Genomic DNA, 18,751 nt, shown 5'->3' with positions numbered 1-18,751 from the left:
GGCCTATCGCCGGAGCAAGCTCATGACCAGCATCGCCGAACTCACCCAAGATTTTGTCAATCCCCAGAAAGGGGGATTGCTCGCCGATCGACGCACGATGACCATCGGTCAGCTCGAGCTGTCGCCGTTCAACGTTCGCACCAACGCTGAGGACACAAGTCCGAACGACGCGATGGAAAAGTCCATCCTCGCCTTCGGCCTAATCCACGCGCTGCGCGTCCATCCAATGAAGGGCCGCAAGAACAAATGGGGCGTGCACGCCGGCGGCCGCCGCTACCGCGCGATCAAAGCGCTGATCGGCCGCGGGGACCTGCCGGGCGACTGGCCGATCGACGTCGTCATCCGCGAGGCGAGCGATGCCGACCTGCAGGCCGAGAGCGCGGCCGAGAATATCCTGCGGCGCGAGCTCCGATCGTACGAGATCTTCCAGGGCGTCGCGAAGTCGCATCGCCGCGGCGACAGCCCAGAGAAGATCGCCGCGATCTGCGGCCAGGAGGTCATCACGATCCGCAAATGGATCCGCCTCGGCAATCTCGCCAAGCCGGTGTTCAACGCGCTCGAGGCTGGCGCGATCACCGAGGAGCAGGCCAAAGCCTATGCCGCGACCGAAGACCATGCGCTGCAGATCGATGCGTTCGAGCATCTCCACAAGCTGCACGACTGGGACAAGGCGCCTGCGAAGATCCGCGCTTACCTGCGCGTCAGTGATGTGGAGACCACCCGACTGCTGCGCTTCGTCGGCGCCGACGCGTATACCGCTGCCGGCGGTGCGCTGGAGCTCGACCTGTTCTCAGATGGCGCTGACGAGCGCGCACGGATTAAGCACGAGGATCTGCTGCGCCAACTCGCGTTCGACAAGCTTGCCGGCGTACAGGAAAGCACGCGCCAGCGCACCGGCCGGCCCGATCTCCGCTTTGTCGCACAGCCGCCGCAAGCCTCGCACGGCGGTCCAGACCTGTTCTTGGGCGTGTCCGCCAAGGTGCTCAGCCGCGACATGCTCGGCAATCCTGATCGCCTCGAGCTTCCCGATGGCGATATCGTCGCCTTCATTCGGATAGCCGAGGGCGGCGAGCCCGATGTCTCGTACTGGTGGGAGACCTCCAAGGCGAAATACGGCAGTAAGAAGGATCGGCCCGGGACATCGGCCGCGACGTTCCCGCCGCGCAGCGCGTCATTGAGTGCGCCCGGCGCGGCGATCGGCGGAATGGTGGCTTACGGCGCGAAGCCGCTGGCCGACGCCGAGATCAAGCAGGAATCCGGCCTCACACAGGAAGGGATTGAGATCTTCCGCTCGATCCGGACCACCATCCTGCGCGGCGCCCTGATCGAGAATGCTGAGGCGTCCGCGCCGGGCGGGGATGCCGCGACGGACTATCTCGTCTGGGCCCAGCTTCGGATCCTGGTCAAAGGCGACATGGCTCATCTGGTGGGCGTGCGCGGGCTTACTTCTGCAGAGCGCGGCCCGGATTCCGCACGCGATCATATCGGCGCGACCGAAGCCAGCCGACGCTTCGCCCTTGCGCTGCACGAGCTCCAACAGCAGTCGTTCCTCACATGCGAGGATCTCGCCGAAGCCTATCTCGACTATCGGGCTTCAGCCTCGCACCTCAAGCGGATGGCCGCGGCCGTCGTGACCGGGATGGCGCTTCAGCGCTCGCTCGGCGGCAGCACCTATCGCTTGCCGATCCATGACGCCGTCGCGGCGGATCTCGATCTGCTCGACGATGAGCGAATTCGGACATTCTGGCGGCCGACAGGGGCGATGCTCGATCTACTCCCCAAGTCAGACCGCCTCGCGATCGCCGAGCCGTTCGTCGAGACGGCCAGCTTCGCGCCCTGGTCGCGCCAAAAGTCGAGCGAGATTACCACGCTCGTGCTGCAGGTCGTCACCGGCGCCGCCGCCACCGTCCGCGCATCGATGGCCGATGCGGCCGCGCGTTGGGTCCATCCGCTGCTGCGGTTCGCGCCGATCGCCCCCTCGCCGGCAGAGACGCTCGAGGCGGCGGAATGAGCGGCGCCTGTGGATCCTGCACGCTATGCTGCACACTCATGCGGGTTGAGATGACGCCGCCCAAGCCGGACCGGCAAACGTGCGAGCATTGCTCGGCCGATGGCTGCTCGATCTACGACGCGCGACCTGATGCCTGCCGCGGCTTTCAGTGCCTGTGGCTGGCATCGCAGCAGATCGCGCAGCTCGCGCTGCCCGCAGCGATGCGCCCCGATCGAGCCGGGATCGTGATCGATCTCAACGCAGCTGGTACGGTCCTCGCCCACTGCGAGCACCCCGGATCGTGGACGCGCGAACCAATGCGCTCATGGCTGCTCGACAAAGCCGCCCGCACGAACGTCATCCTCGAGCTTTCGTACGGCGCAGAAATGTTGGCGGCCGATGGCGGCACCGAGCGGCTCGAACGTGTTGGTGTCCACGAGAGTGGCAACCGGCTCTACGTGCGCGTCTCCGACCTGCCGAAATGGAAAGCGCAGGCCGCGGCATGACCGTCGCTGCGTATCTCGAGACGCATGTCGCGATCGTCGGCACGACCGGTGCGGGCAAAACGGTGACCGGCAAAGGCTATGTCGAGCAGCTGCTCGCCGATGGGCGCCAGGTGATCGTGATCGATCCGACCGGCGCGTGGTGGGGCATGCGTGCCAACGCCGCCGGCGACGGCCCTGGTCTCCATATCGCGGTGTTCGGTGGACTCCATAGTAACGCGCCGCTGGAGGCGGACGATGGTTTCCGCCTGGCCGAGCTGCTCATTGAGCAGCGCGTTTCGGCGATCATCGACCTCAGCGAGTTCGATGAGGAAGAGCAGCGGGCCTTTGCCTTGGCTTTCATCAGCCGCTTGCGGACCAAACCTATAGGCAATCTCCACCTCGTCATCGATGAGGCCGATGAGATCGCGCCGGAGCTCGTCCCAGATAGCGATGCGTTCAAGCTCAAGCGCGCGCTCGCGTGGATCGCAAAGCGCGGCCGCATCCGCGGTTTCGTGCTTACGATCATCACCCAACGGCCGGCCGATATCGCCAAGTCTGTGCTCGCGCTCGCCCAGACGATGGTCGTCCACCGGCTGATCGCGCCGCAGGATCAGGCGCCGATCGATCGCTATCTCAAGAGCCACGCGGCGGCGAACGTACGCAAGGAAGTGATGGGATCGCTCGCGGGGCTAGGCCGTGGCGAGCGCTGGATCTACAGCCCGGTCGAAGCCGTGCTCGAGCGCGGCCTATCGCCGGCGCTGACAACCTTCGACAGCTCCGCCGCGCCAGTTGCTGGGCAGGAGGCCAGCGAGCCGAAGGCACTTGCCGACGTCGATTTCGTCGCGCTGGCTGAAGCGCTCGCCGCGAGCCGCCCGACCTCCGATCCGATCGCTGCCGCCGACGCGCGCGAGCCTGGAGCTTGGGATACGCTAGTCTCGAGGGTCGCGGCGATCGAGGCCGCGATCGCGCCTGCGAATATGCATCCTGGTGATGCAAATATGCATGCCGAGACCTTGCCGCTCGAAGGGGCGGCTCCGAGCCAACTGGATGACCTCGGGTCGGTGCGGACATCGACGCAGACAGATGTGCCAGCCGGTGAGACGGCAAATGCGCGTCACGCAATTCGAGGCGCGGCGGCACTACAGGTTCTGGCTTCGATCACCGATCACCGCGCGCCGTCGGTCACCGAGGAGCAATGGGCTTTCTTGGCGGGCTTCGCTCGCAAGGGTGGGACCTGGTCGACCTATAAGGCCGCGCTTCGTGGCGCAGGGCTCATCGAGGAGCGAGGAGGCCGATGGCAAAACACACCCGCAGGCGACCTCGCCACGCGGCAGTGGGAAGCCTTGGCGCTGTCGCCAGGACCCGATCTGGTCCGACGCTGGGCCGGGAAGCAGCCGTCCAGCGGTCGGCTCGCGGAAGTCCTTTTGAAGCGCTGGCCGCAAATGATGTCCCGAAACGAGCTCGCGGCCGGAGCGACCCTCACAGCAAACGCCGGCACGTTCACGACATACCTCGGACGGCTACGCAGCCGAGGAATGCTCGAAGAGAATGGCAAGCAGGTCCGGCTCAATCCCGCGCTGATGGAGTGGCAGTGATGCACCCTGCTGTCGCCGAGCTCGTACGCACGATTGCCCGCCAGATGGCGGAAGAGGATGTTGCGCGCGCAAAAACCTTATCCCGGAGTCGCCAATGTCCCGCCCCCGTTGCGCAATCTACGCTCGTTATTCCAGCGATCTCCAGTCTGCCACCTCGGCCGAAGATCAAGTCCGCGTCTGCCAGGACCGCGCCGATCGCGAAGGATGGGACGTCGTCGAAGTCTACAGCGACCTTGCGATCTCCGGCACATCGAACAGGCGACCGGGCATGAGCATGATGCTCGCGGCCGCCGCGAAAGGTTCGTTCGAGATCGTTCTGTCCGAAGCGCTCGATCGGATCGCCCGCAATCAGGCCGATATCGCCACCATCTTCCAGTCCCTCGAATTTGCCGACGTGCGGATCGAGACGCTCAGCGAAGGATCGGTGAACGAACTCCACATCGGCCTGAAGGGCACCATGGGTGCGCTCTTCCTGAAAGAGCTTGGGCAGAAGATCCGGCGGGGGCAGCGCGGCGCGGCGGCGCGCGGCTCGATGCCGGGTGGGCTCTGCTATGGATACGACGTTGTCCGCGAGCTCGACGCCAAGGGCGATGCTGTGAAGGGCAAGCGCACCATCAATCCCGACCAGGCCGAAGTCGTGCGGCGCATCTATCGCGAATATGCGGCCGGGCGGAGCCCTAAGCTGATCTCCCGGGATCTGAACCGCGAGGGCATCCCCGCCCCGCGGGGCGGGGAGTGGCGCGCGCCGTCGATCGTCGGCAATCGCGCGCGCATGATCGGGATGCTGCATAACCCGATCTACGTCGGCCGCTTGGTCTACAACCGCGTCCGGATGGTGCGCGACCCGGAATCGCGCAAGCGCGTCTCGCGACCGAACAAGGCGGCGGAACTGCTCTTTGTGGAAATGCCGGAACTCGCCATCGTCAGCGAGGCAGAGTGGCAGGCGGTCCAGGAGGCTCGCATGGTGCGCGCCAGCCAACCGCTGGCGGTGCGGCGTCGCCCGAAGCACCTGCTATCCGGCCTGGTGCGCTGCGCGGTCTGCGAAGGCACGATGGTCATGGTCGTGAGCGGTCGCTTCGGCTGCGGTTCACACCGAGGCGGCGGCACCTGCAAAAACGCGCGGCGCATTGCGGCGGACGAATTGCAGCGGCGCGTTCTCGCGGGCCTCGAGCAACAGCTCCTATCGGAAGAGGCCGAGCGTGAGGCGGTGAGCGAATATCATCGCCAGCTCGGCCGGGGGCAAGAGAAGTCGGATCGAGAGCGCGCGACGTTAGCGCGCCGCCTGCAGGCCGCCGAATCGGCGATCAAGCGACTTGTCGGGGCGATCTCGTCGGGCGCGGCGGATTTCGCAGATATTCGCGAGGCCCTGGCGACAAAGACGGCTGAACGCGACAACGCGAAGCGCGAGCTCGAGGAGGCTGGCGCAGAGCAAGTGATCGCGCTGCATCCGCATATCGCCAAAGCGTACCGAGCGAGGATCCGCGGCCTTGCCGATAGCCTCGCCGCCGGCGACGCCAAGAGCGAAGAGGTCGCGGCACAAATCCGCGACCTGATCGCCGTAATCTACGCCATCCCGCTCGAATCGGGCGAATGGCAATTTGAGATAGTCAGCTCCCTTCAGTCCGCGGTGGCTTTGGCGACCGGGACTGACGGACCCCAGAGGGGGAGCTCGCGAGTGACAGCGATGGTAGCGAAGGAGGGACTTGAACCCCCGACCCCAGGATTATGATTCCCGTGCTCTAACCAACTGAGCTACTTCGCCGTGGCCCCGGCCGAACCGGGGCGTGCCGCTGTGTGCGAGGCGCGGGCTATAAGTAGGCACATCCGGACGGTCAACCCACCTTTGCGCCGGTTTTATCTCAGGCGAACATATGGCGCGAGAGCGGCTCCCACGGGCCGCCACGATACCACCAGCTTGCCAAGCCCGCGAGCCGCACGGTGCGGGGCTGAAATTCGCGGGCGAGCTCGGCCTGCAGCGCCTTGGCGACCGCCGGCTCGACCTTGTTCTGCACCGTGACGTGCGGGCGCCAGCCGGCGCGGTCCTGCGGCGTCAGTACGGCCGCGAACGCATCGGCGAGCCGATCGCGAATATCCTCGAGCGCGGGCGATTCGATCCGGAACGCCACACCGCGCCCCAACGACATCAGCCCGGCGATCCGCGCCTCGGGCGCACGCACGCGGCTCGTCTCCGCCGCGAGCCGCTGCTTGAGCTCGCGCTCGAGGCTCGGCGCGAGGTGATGGAACATCGTCAGATGCGCCTTCAGCTGGTTGCGCTCGGGCGGGAAGTGCCGGACGCGCAGCGCGTCGAACCACGCCGCATCACCCGCGCCGAACAGCGCGGTGACGATGATCGGCACGGGTGCCGATACGGGCGCGCCGTCGCTCAAATCTCGAGCTGGCTGCCGAGTTCGACCACGCGATTGGTCGGCAGGCGGAAGAACTCCATCGCGCTCTCGGCGTTGCGCAGCATCCACGAGAAGAGCTTCTCGCGCCAGATCATCATCCCGGGCCGCGAAGACGGCAGCAGCGTCTGGCGCGACAGGAAGAAGCTCGTGTCGATCATCCGGAAATCGGCGCCACAGCGATGCACGTTGGCGAGCGCCACCGGCACGTCGGGCTCCTCGATGAAGCCGTACTTGAGCACCATGCGGTGGAAGCCGGCCCCCAGATCCTCGATCATGCAGCGATGCCCCTCGGACACATAGGGCACGTCGGCGATCTTGATCGTCAGCAGGATGATCCGCTCGTGGAGCACCTTGTTGTGCTTGAGGTTGTGCAGCAGCGCGTGCGGCACGCCCTCGGGCGAAGACGTCATGAACACCGCGGTGCCGGGCACGCGCGTCGCCGAGGTGGCGGCCGACTGGATGAAGATCTTGATCGGCATCGCGCCCTCGCGCATCCGGTCGATCATCAGCTGCCGCCCCTTCGACCAGGTCGTCAGGATCGTGAAGATGATGAAGCCGACCAACAGCGGGAACCAGCCGCCCGCCGGCACCTTGGTCAGATTCGCCGAGAAATAGGCGCCGTCGACCAGGAAGAACACGGCAAGGAGCGGCACGGCGTAATAGACCGGCCAGTTCCACAGCCGGAACAGCACGACACTCAGCAGGCAGGTGTCGATGAACATCGCCCCCGTCACGGCGATCCCGTACGCCGAGGTTAGGTTCGACGACGTACGGAAGAAGATCACCAGCAGCAAGACCATCGTCAGCAGCAGCCAGTTGACCAGCGGGATGTAGATCTGCCCGACCGTCGCCGCGCTGGTATGCTCGATCCGCAGCCGCGGCATGAAGCCCAACTGGATCGCCTGCTGCGTCACCGAGAAGGCGCCCGAGATCACCGCCTGCGACGCGATCACCGCGGCCATCGTCGCGAGGATGACGAGCGGAAGCTGGAGGTTGTCGGAGGCGAGCTCGTAGAACGGGCTCTCGAGCGCGGGCTGCCCGAGGCGCGAAAGCAGCGCTCCCTGCCCCATGTAATTCATCATCAGCGCCGGCAGCACGACGAACAGCCACGACACGCGGATCGGATTGCGCCCGAAATGCCCCATATCGGCGTAGAGCGCCTCGGCGCCGGTCACCGCGAGCACGACCGACCCGAGCGCGAGGAACGCGCGCAGCGGGTCGAGCGCGAAGAACTCGACCGCGTAGTGCGGCGAGAAGGCCCACAGGATCTCGGGCGTCTTGACGATGCTGAGCACGCCGAGCGTCGCGATCACGCCGAAATAGACGATCATGATCGGCCCGAAGAACAGCCCGACCCGCGCCGTCCCGCTGCGCTGGATCCAGAACAGGGCGATGATGATCGTCATCGCGATCGGCATCACCAGCGCACCGAGCCCTGGCGAGACGACCGCGAGCCCCTCGACCGCGGACAGCACTGACACCGCCGGGGTGATCATCGAGTCGCCGTAGAACAGCGCGGTCGCGAACACGCCGAGCAGGATGATGCCGCGCGACCAACGCTTGTTCTTGGTCCGCCCGTTGACGAGCGCGAGCAGCGCGAGGCTCCCGCCCTCGCCCTTATTGTCGGCGCGCATGATGATGGTGACGTATTTGAGGCTGACGACGATCATCATCGACCAGAACATCAGGCTGACGACGCCCATGATGTGGACCGGATCGAGCGCGAGCTTGTGATGCCCGGCGAAGGTCTCGCGGAAGGCGTAGATCGGGCTGGTGCCGATATCGCCGAAGACGATGCCGATCGCGCCGAGCGCGAGCTTGGCGATGCCGTCCTTGCCGTGATGGTGCGCGTCATCCGCGCCGGTATCCGGCGCCGAGTCGCGATCGGCGGGCAATCCGCCCGCACTTGCCTGAGTGATGGTCACGCTAAGGGTGTTCTTGCCCGGATTTCATGCAGATAGGTCATGGATGACGGCGAAGGCCTCGGTCCCGATGGTGCGGCGCAATAGCACGCGCCCCTGCCCCCCGCAACGTTCGTACAGCGCGCGTTCAGCCACGCTCAATCCTCGGTCGCGAGCGTGCGGATCGTGAATTGCGTGACAAGGCGGTGAACGCCGGGAAGCGCCGAAAGCACCTCGCGGTGGATCCGCTCGTAGCTGTCGTCGTCGCGGACCAGTACCTTGAGCAGATAGTCCGATTCGCCGCTCATCAGATGCGCTTCGTTCACCTGATGGGTGCGCTCCAACGCCTGTTCGAACTGCTGCATCGTCGCCTGGCGCTGGTCGGTCAGCGTCACCGAAACGAACACCGTCGAGGGATTGCCGCGCGCCGCGCGCGACAGGCGGGCGCGGTAACCGAGGATCAGTCCCTGCTGTTCGAGTGTCTTCACCCGTCGGTGCGCGGCCGAAGGGGAAAGCCCGACGCGCTCGCCCAAAGCTTCGCTGGTCAGCCCCGACTCCCGCCCGAGCTGCGCGATGATCTTGCTGTCGATCGTATCCATGCGGGACGCTGTTGCGCATTCCGGCCCATATTTGCAATCCAATCGCGCCGTACAAGGCCTGCCTGTGAAGATTGCACGCACTTCCCGCGCGCGCTGCGGTAAAAGGCGCGCACTCAATAGGAGAGTTTCGATGCGCATCGGTGTCCCCAAGGAAATCAAGAATCACGAATATCGTGTCGGCCTGACCCCGCCCTCGGTCTCCGACCTCGTCGCCGCGGGCCACAGCGTCGCGGTCGAGACAGGTGCTGGCCTCGGCATCGACTTCGAGGACCAGGATTATGTCGCCGCCGGCGCGACGATCCTGCCCGACGCAGCCGCGGTGTTCGCGCAGAGCGACATGATCGTGAAGGTCAAGGAGCCACAGGCGAGCGAGATCGCCTTGCTCGAGCCGCGCCATTTGCTCTTCACCTACCTCCACCTCGCCGCCGACAAGCCGCAGGCCGAAGGGCTGATGAAGTCGGGCGCGACCTGCATCGCATACGAGACCGTCACCGCCGCCGACCGCTCGCTGCCGCTGCTGAAACCCATGTCCGAAGTCGCCGGGCGCATGTCGATCCAGGTCGGCGCGCACTATCTCGAAAAGGAGCAGGGCGGCCGCGGCATCCTGCTCGGCGGCGTGCCGGGCGTGGCGCCGGCCAAGGTCGCGATTCTCGGCGGCGGCGTCTCGGGCGTCAACGCCGCGCAGATGGCGGTCGGCATGCGCGCCGACGTGACGATCTACGACATTTCGAACGCGCGGCTCGCCGAACTCGACATGTTCTTCGGCAGCCAGATCAAGACCGCCTACGCCTCACGCGCGGCGATCGCGGCGGCGGTGAAGAATGCGCATCTCGTGATCGGCGCGGTGCTCGTTCCCGGCGCGGCGGCGCCCAAGCTCGTCACGCGCGACATGCTCAAGACGATGAAGCGCGGCTCGGTGCTGGTCGACATCGCGATCGACCAGGGCGGCTGCTTCGAGACCAGCCATGCGACGACGCACGAGGACCCGGTGTTCGAGGTCGACGGCGTGATCCATTATTGCGTCGCCAACATGCCCGGCGCGGTCGCGCGGACCTCGGCGTTCGCGCTCAACAATGCGACGCTGCCGTTCGTGCTCAAGCTCGCGACGCTGGGGGCCGAGGGCGCGATGCAGGCCGATGCGCATCTGGCGAACGGGCTCAACGTCTCGGCGGGCAAGATCCGCCACCAGGCTGTGGCGGATGCGCTCGACCTGCCGTTCGAGGCCTGGGCTGGCTGATTAAGGGGGCGCCCGCCGTGCGATGGCGGGCGCCTTTTTGCGACGAACCGTGTTCGGTTGACTCGATTGACCCCAAGACGCGCTGTCTTCCAGCGCGATCGTTTCCGTTTTGGTGCCGATGCCGGCCTTGCGGGCGGGCGATGTCAAAGAGCCGGTAGGCGTATACCATGCAAGGGCGGTTGTAGGACAGTGGCGTATCGCTGCAGGAGCTGGCGAGGCATTGCGCGCGTGACCGCTTACACGTTCCGGCGTTAGACGGCGGCGCTCGAAACCGGACATTGCGGTTCGCGGAGAGGCGAGATGTTCCGATTACGGGGCGCGCTTCGGATGCGGCCTGTCCTTTGTCGGTCGCGTGATCCATGACCCGGGCGTCCGCGAGGAGCAGCCTGTGCCGCAAGACCCGTTCGTCCATCTTCCCGAGCTGCGAGGCGATGTGGTGCCCGTTGCGGAATCGACGATGCGCTTTACGCCCGAGGTACTGGCGGAGCGGGACGCACGCATGCGGGAGATGGGGTATGCCGCCGATTGGCGCCAGTCCGATGCTGCGATGGCGCAAGCTTGGGGACAGTTATTGTCCAACCGTGTCGGGTCTGGCGACCTGTGGGTCTTTGGCTACGGATCGCTGATGTGGGATCCTGGTTTCCACTTCGCGGAAGTGCGGCGGGCGACGGTCGATGGATATCAGCGCCGCTTCGCGATGAAGGTCGAGATCATGACGGGTTCTCCGGACCGTCCGGGTCTGGCGCTGACGCTGGAGCAGGAACAGGGCCAATGCGCCGGGCTCGCGTTTCGAATAGCGGCTGACCGCGTGGAAGCGGAAACCGCCATACTGGCGCGGCGAGAGTTCGTGCTGTTCAACTATTCGGTCGAGACAGCAACCGCCATGACGCCACAGGGCGAGATCGCGGTGCAGCTGCTGGCATCCGACAAGCAGGATCCGCGCTATGTCGGCGGCCTTTCCCGTTCTGCGACGGCCGCCATGATCGGCGCCGCCAAGGGCGTCAAAGGCGAGAACAGGGCCTATGTGGCGAAGCTTGCGCAGCAGCTGCGCAAGCTCGACATAGCGGATGCCTATGTTGACGAGCTTGCCACGCTGCTCGACGCACCGTCAGCGTAAACGGCGATCGCGACGGTCGTTCGGGCTACCCTCCTGTGCGGGAAAGCGGCGACGGCAGCAGATGCGAGCTATCACGATCTTGCTTCCTGAAAGCGGCCGGGCCGCTCTCCACTCAAAACCAAACACTCGCGGCCATAGCGCATCAGATTGCTCCATCACGGGATGCCGCGATTTCCGCCGTTTCGAGCCTGATGCACAGGTCGTGAGTTATGCATCGCGAACGGTTAAAACCGGTTGCTCGGTGTCGTCGCGAGTGGCAGCTTTCCAATCGGCGCATGCAGATAGGAACGCGACTTTGATTACCACCTTGAAGGAACTCGATCGCGTTCGCGATGAATGCTTTAGCCTTGTTACCACCCGTGCAGGCCTTTCGGCCGCTGCAGCAGTCGTCCCGGTACCAGGCGTGGATATAGCAGCCGACCTTGGTTTATTAGTCGAATTGATCCCAGCTATAAATCGTAAGTTTGGTTTGACGCCTGAGCAGATCGATAGCCTTTCTCCAGAAATTAAGCAAAAGTTGGCAGTTATTATTACCAGCATCGGCAGCAGTTTTATTGGAAGCTACGTTACAAAAGAAAGTGCTATTGTTCTTCTCAAAAAGGTAGGTGTGCGCATTGCCTCGTCTTCTGTCGCCAAATACATCCCATTTGTAGGGTCTGCTATTTCGGCAACGGTAAGTTTCGGAGCCATGAAGTGGATGGGAAATTCACATGTTACGGATTGTTACGATGTAATGAAGAGGGTTATCGAGGAGGAAACAGCCTAACTGATCGTCTAGGGGTTGTTGGTGGGTACGCGTTGAAAGGGCAGAATCCGGATATTTACCCGGCATTTTCAATCGTTTTGATGCAAGTTTTATTTTTATATTAGACTGAATAATGCCTCCGGATTATCTCCGGAGGCATTCGTTTGTTCTATTCGTCAATGTCCAGGGGTGCGCGCGTGCGGTTCATCCCGCCCAGCTTTTCCCACAGACCTTTACGGTTGCGCGCTGCGGTTTGAGTAATCCCCAAGGCCTTGGACGCCCGATTGTACCCGGCACCGTCATCGAACAGGCGGTAGATGATTTCCGCGCCCCGACCAGTGAGGTTTGCGCCCTCTTTGTTGCGGGGATCCTGCGCCTGTTCCAGCGTCGGGATTTTAACCCCGATGCCGTGGCTGGCACCTGTACCCCCAATCTTAGCGATCAGGACATCTGTCGTCCGGTTGATGTAGTCGATCAGTTCGGTACGATGGCCTTCAAGGGCGGCAACGGCAGTGGCGGCGGTGAGGGTAGTGGTCATAAGAGAAGTTCCTTCTCTGAGGTTACCGTCAACATTGTTGACGAGCACTCCGGTTCCCGTAGTGCATGCACCCCCTACGTCAGTGCACTACCGTACGTCAACAAAAATTACTGCCTGAAGTGCTCTTGATGCAAAACTTTTGATTCTTGCATCTCGCATGCCGGCTTTCTCAAATCGAACCGTTGATCAGGTATCACGCGCGTCGATAGCGAACCGCCGGTCGTGGCGGCGCCGCGCGGACGATGAAGTCCGTCATCGACAATACGGCTCGCTCCACCGTCAAACACCATTTTGAGCGTTGAGAAGGAGGCGGCGGCGCCTAGGGACGCTTCGACAACCACAGGAGCATGATGTTGATCGAGCGACATATTCCCGAAGGTGACGATTTCCTCGATCCCGCGGAAGTGCTCACACTCGACGCCCCCGAGCTGGCACGACGAACGCAGGCCCTCGTTCCTTTGCTTCGCGACCATGCCGCGGAGGCGGAAACGCTGCGCCGTCCGGTCGCCGAAGTGTGGTCCGCGATCCGTCGGTCCGGCTTCTTTTATCAATTTGTGCCCAAGGCGTTTGGCGGCATGGCGACGGACACGGATGGCTTCATCGATGCTGCGCTGCCGCTGGCGATGGCCGACCCGGGCACGGCGTGGTCCGCCTGCTTCTGCGCCGGGCACAACCGGACGCTCGCCCAGTTCCCGGTCGAGGCCCAGCAAGAAATCTGGGGCGGCGACTTTCCCTACATCGTGGCGCCCAGTCTCGGCGCGCCGCCCGCCAAGGGCGTGCGCGTCGATGGCGGCTGCCGCATCTCGGGCGCTTGGAGCTGGGGGAGCGGCATCATGGACGCCGACTGGGTTCTGGCGATGGCAATGCTCGCAAGCGAAGGGGCAGACCCGCAATTCGTCATGACGGTCTTCCCGGCGGCGGAAGCCACGGTGACCGATACGTGGCGAATGGATGGCTTAGCGTCGTCGGGCAGCAACGACGTTTCCGTCACCGAGCTTTTCATTCCAGAGCATCGCATGATGGTCGATATCGGAAGCATGATTGCCGGCGGGACGATTGGTGCGCGCGGTCATCCCGAGCCTGTTTTCCACATGCCGATGGTAACCTTTGCAGGCCTCGTCGCGGTTGTTCCCGTGTTGGGAGCGGCCAAGGGCCTGCTGGACTTGTACCGGCAGTTGCTGCCGGAGAGGACGGTCAAGGGCAGTCAGGCCCGTCAGTCGGAAAACCCGCTCGCGCAATCGCGGCTGGCGCAAGCCGACGTGATGATTTCCGCCGCCGAACAGATCGTTCGCAACGCCAGCAGGCTCGGCCAGACGGCCGCAGGGCTGGAACCGGGCGAACAGGTACCGCTACGCGTACGGCTTCGAGCGGAACTGGCGTTCGCGGTGAAACTCTGCCGCGATGCAGCCGCGCTGATGATGGAAGGCGCAGGATCGAGCGTGCATCATCTCGACCAGCCGTTTCAGCGGATCGTGCGCGACCTCGGCACGATGGCGAGCCACGTTGCCTTCGATGCCGATGCGAGCAACGAACTGCACGGAAGGCTCCTGCTCGGGATGTCCCCGAACTCCTCTATTTTCTAGGCCGGCGCTCAGCGTCCGTTCGAGCAGGGCTCGAGGCGTCGTCGGAGACGTGATCCAAACTTGGGATGTGGACCCGAGCGAGCCGTAGCCGGAGGGCTGGATTCGAGCGGCGGGCAAAACGCGAACCAGCGTTGATGACCCGCGGCCGACCGACTTTGGGGGTGGGTTCGACCGATCGATAGCCGACGTTCTCGCAACGTCGATCGGGCGACCTATTTCTCGAAGAGATAGTCGGCGGAATAGCCGACGGATCGCAACGTGCCTGCGGTGCCGCAAGGGCCGGCGAGCGTGCCACCATGCGTTCGGATGCGATACACCAGCGTCGCTTGCGCCAGGGCGCCCTTGCCATGGCGGGCGACCACGGCGAGCTTGAGCTGCGGTATGTCGGTCGGCGTCGCGCCCGGGATCGTCGCGGTCACCTTGCCTTCGAGCAGGCTGCCGTCGGCGAGCGCCCAATATGGACCTGCATAATGGCGACCTACCGTCTTGCCGTCGACGATCAGCGAGGCGATCGGCTCGCGGAACGCCCAGGCGAGAACTCCGCCTGCGCCGACCCTGCATTCATAGATCTGCGCGCCCTCGCCATGCGCCGCGAAGAGCGTCTTGTGAGCCCCCGGATCGAAGCTCGCCGGAACGGCGGAGGTCGCGACCAGCAAGAAGGACCAGAAGAGCGAAAACATGGCAGGTTCCTCGCGAGTGGACTGGAGTGTCCGATGCGGCTGTGTGACACCATGTCGTCGCGCGGTGTCAACGATGCGCGAGGGTGCGGTCCTCGGCTGGATGATGTCCGCGAGTCGGCGACCGATGCGGCGCAAAAGGCGCTCGTTCATAGCCGCAGGCTGCTGATCCTAGGAGCGATGGCCTAGCTGTTGCAGAGCGCCGGCGCGGAATATCCGTTTCCAGGGAGCCTCCCCGAAACCACTTGACCGGAGGCCATCGCGCGTCCCGCCTGCGCCCCGGCCGGTATCGTCGAGCAGCGGCCCCCGCCTCGCGCGATGTGCGCGGGGATCGCCGCGGTTTCCCGCGCCGCCGCGATCCGCTAGCATCGCGTCGTGCGCATCCTGACCCTCGCCATCACCTTCCTGCTCGCGCCGGTGAGCGCGTGGGCGCAATCGGCCACCCCGTCGATCCCGACGACGATCCCGACGACGATCCCGCCGCCGCAAATCTCGCTTCCCGCGCCAATCTCCGCAACGGTCTCCCCGCTCCTCGACCCCCACACCGCCCCGCCCCCGCTCGTTGCGCTGCCGATCCTCGAAACCCCCGCCGCCGCGCGCGCCGAGGATGCCGCCGAATATGCCAGGCTCTTCGCCGTCCCCTTGCGCGAGGCGATCGCGCGGCTGGCGGTGCAGGACGCGAGCGTTCCCGTCACCGACCGGATCGCCGAGCAATATCGGAACCGGCTCGCCGGGATCGCGATCGAGCATCGCCCGGCCTATCGCATCGTCGTCAATCTCACCGGCACCGCCCCCGTCGCGCCCGAGCAGATCAGCGCGGGCGGGATCACCGTGCCGATCGTGTTCCGCCCCGGCGCCGCGGTCACGCGCGAGCGCGTGATCTGGGCGATGACCAATCATCAGGCGGCGATCCGCGCGGCGCTTCGCACCCCGCCCGGCATGGGGCTCGATCCGCATAGCGGCGCGCTCGTCGTGACGATCGGCAGCACCGACGCCGCCGAGGGCGCCGCCAGCCTCGAGCAGCGGCTCGGCGCGATCGCGGGCGTGCCGGTCAAGGTCCGCGCGCTCAACCAGAAGGACGTCAACCTCTCGCCCGAGGGCGGCGCGCGGGTCGAGGGGCTCAACCCCGACGACAACCGGCGCTATGTCTGCACCACCGGCTTCAACATCACCGATGGCGTGCGCAGCGCGGTGACGACGGCGGCGCATTGCGTCGACAATCTCGACTATCGCGGCGCGCGTGGGGTCATCGAGCCATTGAGCTTCGTCGGGCAATGGGGCTGGGGCTATCGCGACGTGCAGATCAACGCGGCGCTGGGGCCGCTGCCGCCGACCTTCTATGCCGATGCGGCGCGCACCCGGTTGCGCCCGGTGACGGGTGCGCGCGGCCGGGCGAGCACGCGCGCGGGCGACTTCGTCTGCCATCGCGGCGAGCGCACCGGCTATAGCTGCGCGCTCGTCCAGCTCACCGATTTCGCGCCGGCGGGGGATCTGTGCGGGGGCCCCTGCCTGCCGACCTGGGTCACCGTGTCGGGGCCGACCTGCAAGGGCGGCGACAGCGGGTCGCCGGTGTTCAGCGGCACCACCGCGCTCGGCATATTGAAGGGCGCGAGCTATCGCGGCGACGGGTCGTGCGCGTTTTATTTCTACATGTCGCTCGATTATCTGCCAGAGGGCTGGTCGCTGTTGCAGGCGGTGCCCGGAGTCGTTCCGCCGGAATGATTCGGAGCCAAGCCGCTCGTTTCGTTTGAAAGTCCGGCTTTGCCCTTCTCCCGCGTATCGCTCCTGCCGCTCCTCGCGCTCGCCGCGCCCTGCCCCGCGCTGGCGCAGCAGCAGGTCCCGCCGCCGCCGCCGACCGACGGTCCCGACATCGTCGTGCTCGGCCAGCCATTGCCGGTGCCGCCTGGCGTGCCGGCCTATGGTTCGGTGACGATCTCGCGCGACCGGCTGACCGGCGACGCCTCGGGCCGGGTCGAGGACGTGCTGCTCGACGTCGCGGGCTTCCAGCAGTTCCGCCGCGCCGACAGCCGCTCGGCCAATCCTTCGGCGCAGGGGGTGACGCTGCGCGCCCTCGGCGGCAATGCGTCGAGCCGGGCGCTGGTGCTGCTCGACGGGGTGCCGCTGGCCGATCCGTTCTTCGGCTATATCCCGTTCAATGCGATCTCGGCCGATCGGCTCGGCGGGGTGCGCGTGACGCGTGGCGGCGGCGCGGGGGCGTTCGGTGCTGGCGCGGTCGCGGGGACGATCGAGCTGGCAAGCGCGACGCGGCGGGATTTGCCGTTGGTCGCGGGCGAGGCCTTTTACGGGAGCAACAACGCGCAGGAGGTGTCGGCGAGCGTCTCGCCGAACGTGGGCGGCGGGTTCGTCAGTCTCTCGGGCAAGTTCGAGCGAGGCGACGGCTTCTATACGACGCCCGCCGACCAATTCACCGCCACCACCGTGCGGGCGCGCTATCGCGATTTCTCGGGCGGGGTGCGCGCGGTCGTGCCGATCGACGCCGAGACCGAGATCCAGGCGCGCGGGCTGCTCTATCGCGATTACCGCACGCTGCGCTTCGCCGGGGCGGACAGCAGTTCGGAAGCGAACGACGCGAGCGTGCGGGTGATCCATCGTGGGCCGTGGGCGATCGACGCGCTCGCTTACGTCCAGACGCGGAACTTCACCAACCGCGTGATCAGCGCGACGACCGCCAAGCTGACGCTCGACCAGCGCAACACGCCAGCCACCGGGCTCGGCGGCAAGATCGAGCTGCGGCCGCCGGTCGGGGCCGACCATGTGCTGCGTGTCGGCGTCGATGCGCGGCTCGGCAACGGGACGCTGTACGAAGACGCCTATGCCGCGTCCGGCCTTATAACGACGCGACGCACCGCGGGCGGCGCGACGAGCACGCTCGGCGCGTTCGTCGAGGATGACTGGACGCTCGGCAAGCTCGTGCTGACCGCAGGAGTGCGTGGCGATCGCTGGACGATCACCGACGGCTTCTTCCGCGAGGCGAGTGCGGCGGGGGCGATCACCAGCAGCACGCGCTATGCCGATCGCGACGGGTTCGAGGGGACGGGTCGCGCGGGGGCGCTGTTCCATGCGAGCGATGCGATCGCGTTGCGGGCGGCGGCCTATACCGGCTTCCGCCTGCCGACGCTCAACGAGCTCTACCGGCCGTTCGTCGTCTTCCCGATCACGACACAGGCCAATGCCGCGCTCGGGCTCGAGCGGCTGCGCGGGGTCGAGGGCGGGGTCGATCTCACGCCGCTCGACCATGTCACGCTGAGCGTCACCGGCTTCTACAACCGGCTCGAGAATGCGATCGCAAACGTCACGCTGTCGAGCACGTTGCGGCAGCGGCAGAATGTCGATGCGATCGTCGCCAAGGGCGTCGAGCTGACCGCGCATGCGTCGCATGGGGCCTTCTCGCTCGACGGCTCCTATGCGTTCAGCGACAGCAAGGTCGAGGCTTCGGGGAGCCAGCGGCTGCTCGACGGGCAGATCCCGTCGCAAAGCCCGCGCCATACCGGCAGCGCGACGCTCGCCTGGGCGGGCAAGACCGGGTTCGGCGCGTCGGCGACGGTGCGTTATGTCGGCAATCAGTATGAGGACGACCAGCAGACCGACGTGATCCCCGCGGTGACGACGATCGACGGGGTGATCACCGTGCCGGTCAGCCGCCGGGTCGCGATCGTCGGGCGGGCGGAGAATCTGTTCGACGCGACCGTCATCACGCGCAACGTGACGATCGAGAGCGGCGGGGCGAATCCGATCGATTTGGGTACGCCGCGGACGCTGTGGATCGGGGTGCGGGTGCGGTAGCCATTGCTCCCCTCCCCTTCAGGGGAGGGGCTGGGGGTGGAGCCGAGTCTCACCGAGACCAACCGCCGCAGGCAC

Annotated in this window: 15 protein-coding genes, 1 tRNA gene and 1 pseudogene; 10 read left to right on the top strand and 7 right to left on the bottom strand. The window is 65.6% G+C overall.

Annotated elements, in window-relative coordinates:
• Window positions 1–22 precede the first annotated feature (22 nt).
• The 4 genes and pseudogenes from RH90_RS12280 to RH90_RS24285 all read left to right on the top strand — a co-directional run.
• The gene (locus RH90_RS12280; RefSeq protein WP_010185980.1) at window positions 23–2,011 is read left to right on the top strand and encodes a ParB/RepB/Spo0J family partition protein; all 1,989 of its coding nucleotides are present in this window, start codon (window positions 23–25) and stop codon (window positions 2,009–2,011) included.
• A 50-nt stretch (window positions 2,012–2,061) separates the two neighbouring features.
• Entirely contained in the window at window positions 2,062–2,496 is a 435-nt protein-coding gene (locus tag RH90_RS12275) for a hypothetical protein (RefSeq protein ID WP_232280350.1), read from the top strand.
• Window positions 2,472–4,070 carry an ATP-binding protein gene (locus RH90_RS12270; protein WP_029625277.1) on the top strand — a complete coding sequence of 533 codons (1,599 nt, stop codon included), beginning with the start codon at window positions 2,472–2,474 and terminating at the stop codon, window positions 4,068–4,070. Before RH90_RS12275 ends, RH90_RS12270 begins: the two co-directional genes overlap by 25 nt.
• 94 nt (window positions 4,071–4,164) lie before the next feature.
• Window positions 4,165–5,223 (top strand): annotated as a pseudogene (locus tag RH90_RS24285) (recombinase family protein); the annotation flags it as partial.
• Window positions 5,224–5,340: 117 nt separating this feature from the next.
• Here RH90_RS24285 and RH90_RS24280 read toward each other — a convergent pair.
• From RH90_RS24280 to RH90_RS12240, 5 genes are all read right to left on the bottom strand, one after another.
• Window positions 5,341–5,667, bottom strand: a complete 327-nt coding sequence (locus RH90_RS24280) for a hypothetical protein (protein WP_029625275.1) — start codon at window positions 5,665–5,667, stop codon at window positions 5,341–5,343.
• Window positions 5,668–5,755: 88 nt separating this feature from the next.
• Window positions 5,756–5,832: transfer RNA gene (locus tag RH90_RS12255), tRNA-Met, on the bottom strand.
• 97 nt (window positions 5,833–5,929) lie between these two features.
• Window positions 5,930–6,457, bottom strand: a complete 528-nt coding sequence (locus RH90_RS12250) for a 2'-5' RNA ligase family protein (protein ID WP_010185976.1) — start codon at window positions 6,455–6,457, stop codon at window positions 5,930–5,932.
• On the bottom strand, window positions 6,454–8,400 hold the full coding sequence (locus RH90_RS12245) for a potassium transporter Kup (protein ID WP_037492760.1): 1,947 nt from the start codon (window positions 8,398–8,400) through the stop codon (window positions 6,454–6,456). The genes RH90_RS12250 and RH90_RS12245 overlap by 4 nt, the downstream gene beginning before the upstream one ends.
• A 134-nt stretch (window positions 8,401–8,534) precedes the next feature.
• Window positions 8,535–8,975: an Lrp/AsnC family transcriptional regulator gene (locus RH90_RS12240; RefSeq protein ID WP_010185974.1), complete on the bottom strand. Its 441-nt coding sequence runs from the start codon at window positions 8,973–8,975 to the stop codon at window positions 8,535–8,537.
• A 130-nt stretch (window positions 8,976–9,105) separates the two neighbouring features.
• Here RH90_RS12240 and ald point away from each other — a divergent pair, with 130 nt between their 5' ends.
• The 3 genes from ald (at window position 9,106) to RH90_RS22610 (ending at window position 12,095) form a co-directional block, all read left to right on the top strand.
• Entirely contained in the window at window positions 9,106–10,212 is a 1,107-nt protein-coding gene (ald, locus tag RH90_RS12235) for an alanine dehydrogenase (protein ID WP_010185973.1), read from the top strand.
• A gap of 388 nt (window positions 10,213–10,600) precedes the next feature.
• Complete coding sequence (locus tag RH90_RS12230; RefSeq protein WP_010185972.1) at window positions 10,601–11,329, top strand: gamma-glutamylcyclotransferase; 729 nt, start codon at window positions 10,601–10,603, stop codon at window positions 11,327–11,329.
• Between the two features lie 295 nt (window positions 11,330–11,624).
• Window positions 11,625–12,095 (top strand): hypothetical protein, encoded by a 471-nt coding sequence (locus RH90_RS22610; RefSeq protein ID WP_081476938.1) that lies wholly within the window; start codon window positions 11,625–11,627, stop codon window positions 12,093–12,095.
• Window positions 12,096–12,243: 148 nt separating this feature from the next.
• Here RH90_RS22610 and RH90_RS12225 read toward each other — a convergent pair whose 3' ends face one another.
• A complete protein-coding gene (locus tag RH90_RS12225) occupies window positions 12,244–12,612 on the bottom strand; it encodes a hypothetical protein (RefSeq protein WP_010185970.1) in 369 nt (122 codons plus the stop codon).
• A 347-nt stretch (window positions 12,613–12,959) separates the two neighbouring features.
• Here RH90_RS12225 and RH90_RS12220 point away from each other — a divergent pair, with 347 nt between their 5' ends.
• Window positions 12,960–14,195, top strand: coding sequence for an acyl-CoA dehydrogenase family protein (locus RH90_RS12220; RefSeq protein ID WP_037492758.1), 1,236 nt, complete (start codon window positions 12,960–12,962; stop codon window positions 14,193–14,195).
• Between the two features lie 212 nt (window positions 14,196–14,407).
• Here RH90_RS12220 and RH90_RS12215 read toward each other — a convergent pair whose 3' ends face one another.
• Window positions 14,408–14,875 carry a DUF3455 domain-containing protein gene (locus RH90_RS12215; RefSeq protein ID WP_010185967.1) on the bottom strand — a complete coding sequence of 156 codons (468 nt, stop codon included), beginning with the start codon at window positions 14,873–14,875 and terminating at the stop codon, window positions 14,408–14,410.
• Between the two features lie 372 nt (window positions 14,876–15,247).
• On the opposite strand from RH90_RS12215, the gene RH90_RS12210 reads away from it, so the two are divergent.
• The gene (locus RH90_RS12210; RefSeq protein ID WP_010185965.1) at window positions 15,248–16,594 is read left to right on the top strand and encodes a S1 family peptidase; all 1,347 of its coding nucleotides are present in this window, start codon (window positions 15,248–15,250) and stop codon (window positions 16,592–16,594) included.
• 39 nt (window positions 16,595–16,633) lie between these two features.
• Entirely contained in the window at window positions 16,634–18,676 is a 2,043-nt protein-coding gene (locus tag RH90_RS12205; RefSeq protein ID WP_010185963.1) for a TonB-dependent receptor plug domain-containing protein, read from the top strand.
• The last annotated feature ends 75 nt before the right edge of the window (window positions 18,677–18,751 follow it).

Origin of the sequence: Sphingomonas sp. PAMC 26605 (assembly GCF_000241485.1) — a bacterium.
Taxonomy (GTDB): domain Bacteria; phylum Pseudomonadota; class Alphaproteobacteria; order Sphingomonadales; family Sphingomonadaceae; genus Sphingomonas.
Note: the sequence above shows the minus strand (reverse complement) of the source record. Positions and strands in the feature narration are given on the sequence as shown.

Excerpts from the sequence above, each read along its gene's own strand:
- RH90_RS12270 (WP_029625277.1), top strand. The coding sequence starts at position 2,472 with ATGGAAAGCGCAGGCCGCGGCATGACCGTCGCTGCGTATCTCGAGACG.
- RH90_RS12280 (WP_010185980.1), top strand. The coding sequence starts at position 23 with ATGACCAGCATCGCCGAACTCACCCAAGATTTTGTCAATCCCCAGAAA.
- RH90_RS12240 (WP_010185974.1), bottom strand. The coding sequence starts at position 8,975 with ATGGATACGATCGACAGCAAGATCATCGCGCAGCTCGGGCGGGAGTCG.
- RH90_RS12275 (WP_232280350.1), top strand. The coding sequence starts at position 2,062 with ATGACGCCGCCCAAGCCGGACCGGCAAACGTGCGAGCATTGCTCGGCC.
- ald (WP_010185973.1), top strand. The coding sequence starts at position 9,106 with ATGCGCATCGGTGTCCCCAAGGAAATCAAGAATCACGAATATCGTGTC.
- RH90_RS12220 (WP_037492758.1), top strand. The coding sequence starts at position 12,960 with ATGATGTTGATCGAGCGACATATTCCCGAAGGTGACGATTTCCTCGAT.
- RH90_RS12225 (WP_010185970.1), bottom strand. The coding sequence starts at position 12,612 with ATGACCACTACCCTCACCGCCGCCACTGCCGTTGCCGCCCTTGAAGGC.
- RH90_RS12215 (WP_010185967.1), bottom strand. The coding sequence starts at position 14,875 with ATGTTTTCGCTCTTCTGGTCCTTCTTGCTGGTCGCGACCTCCGCCGTT.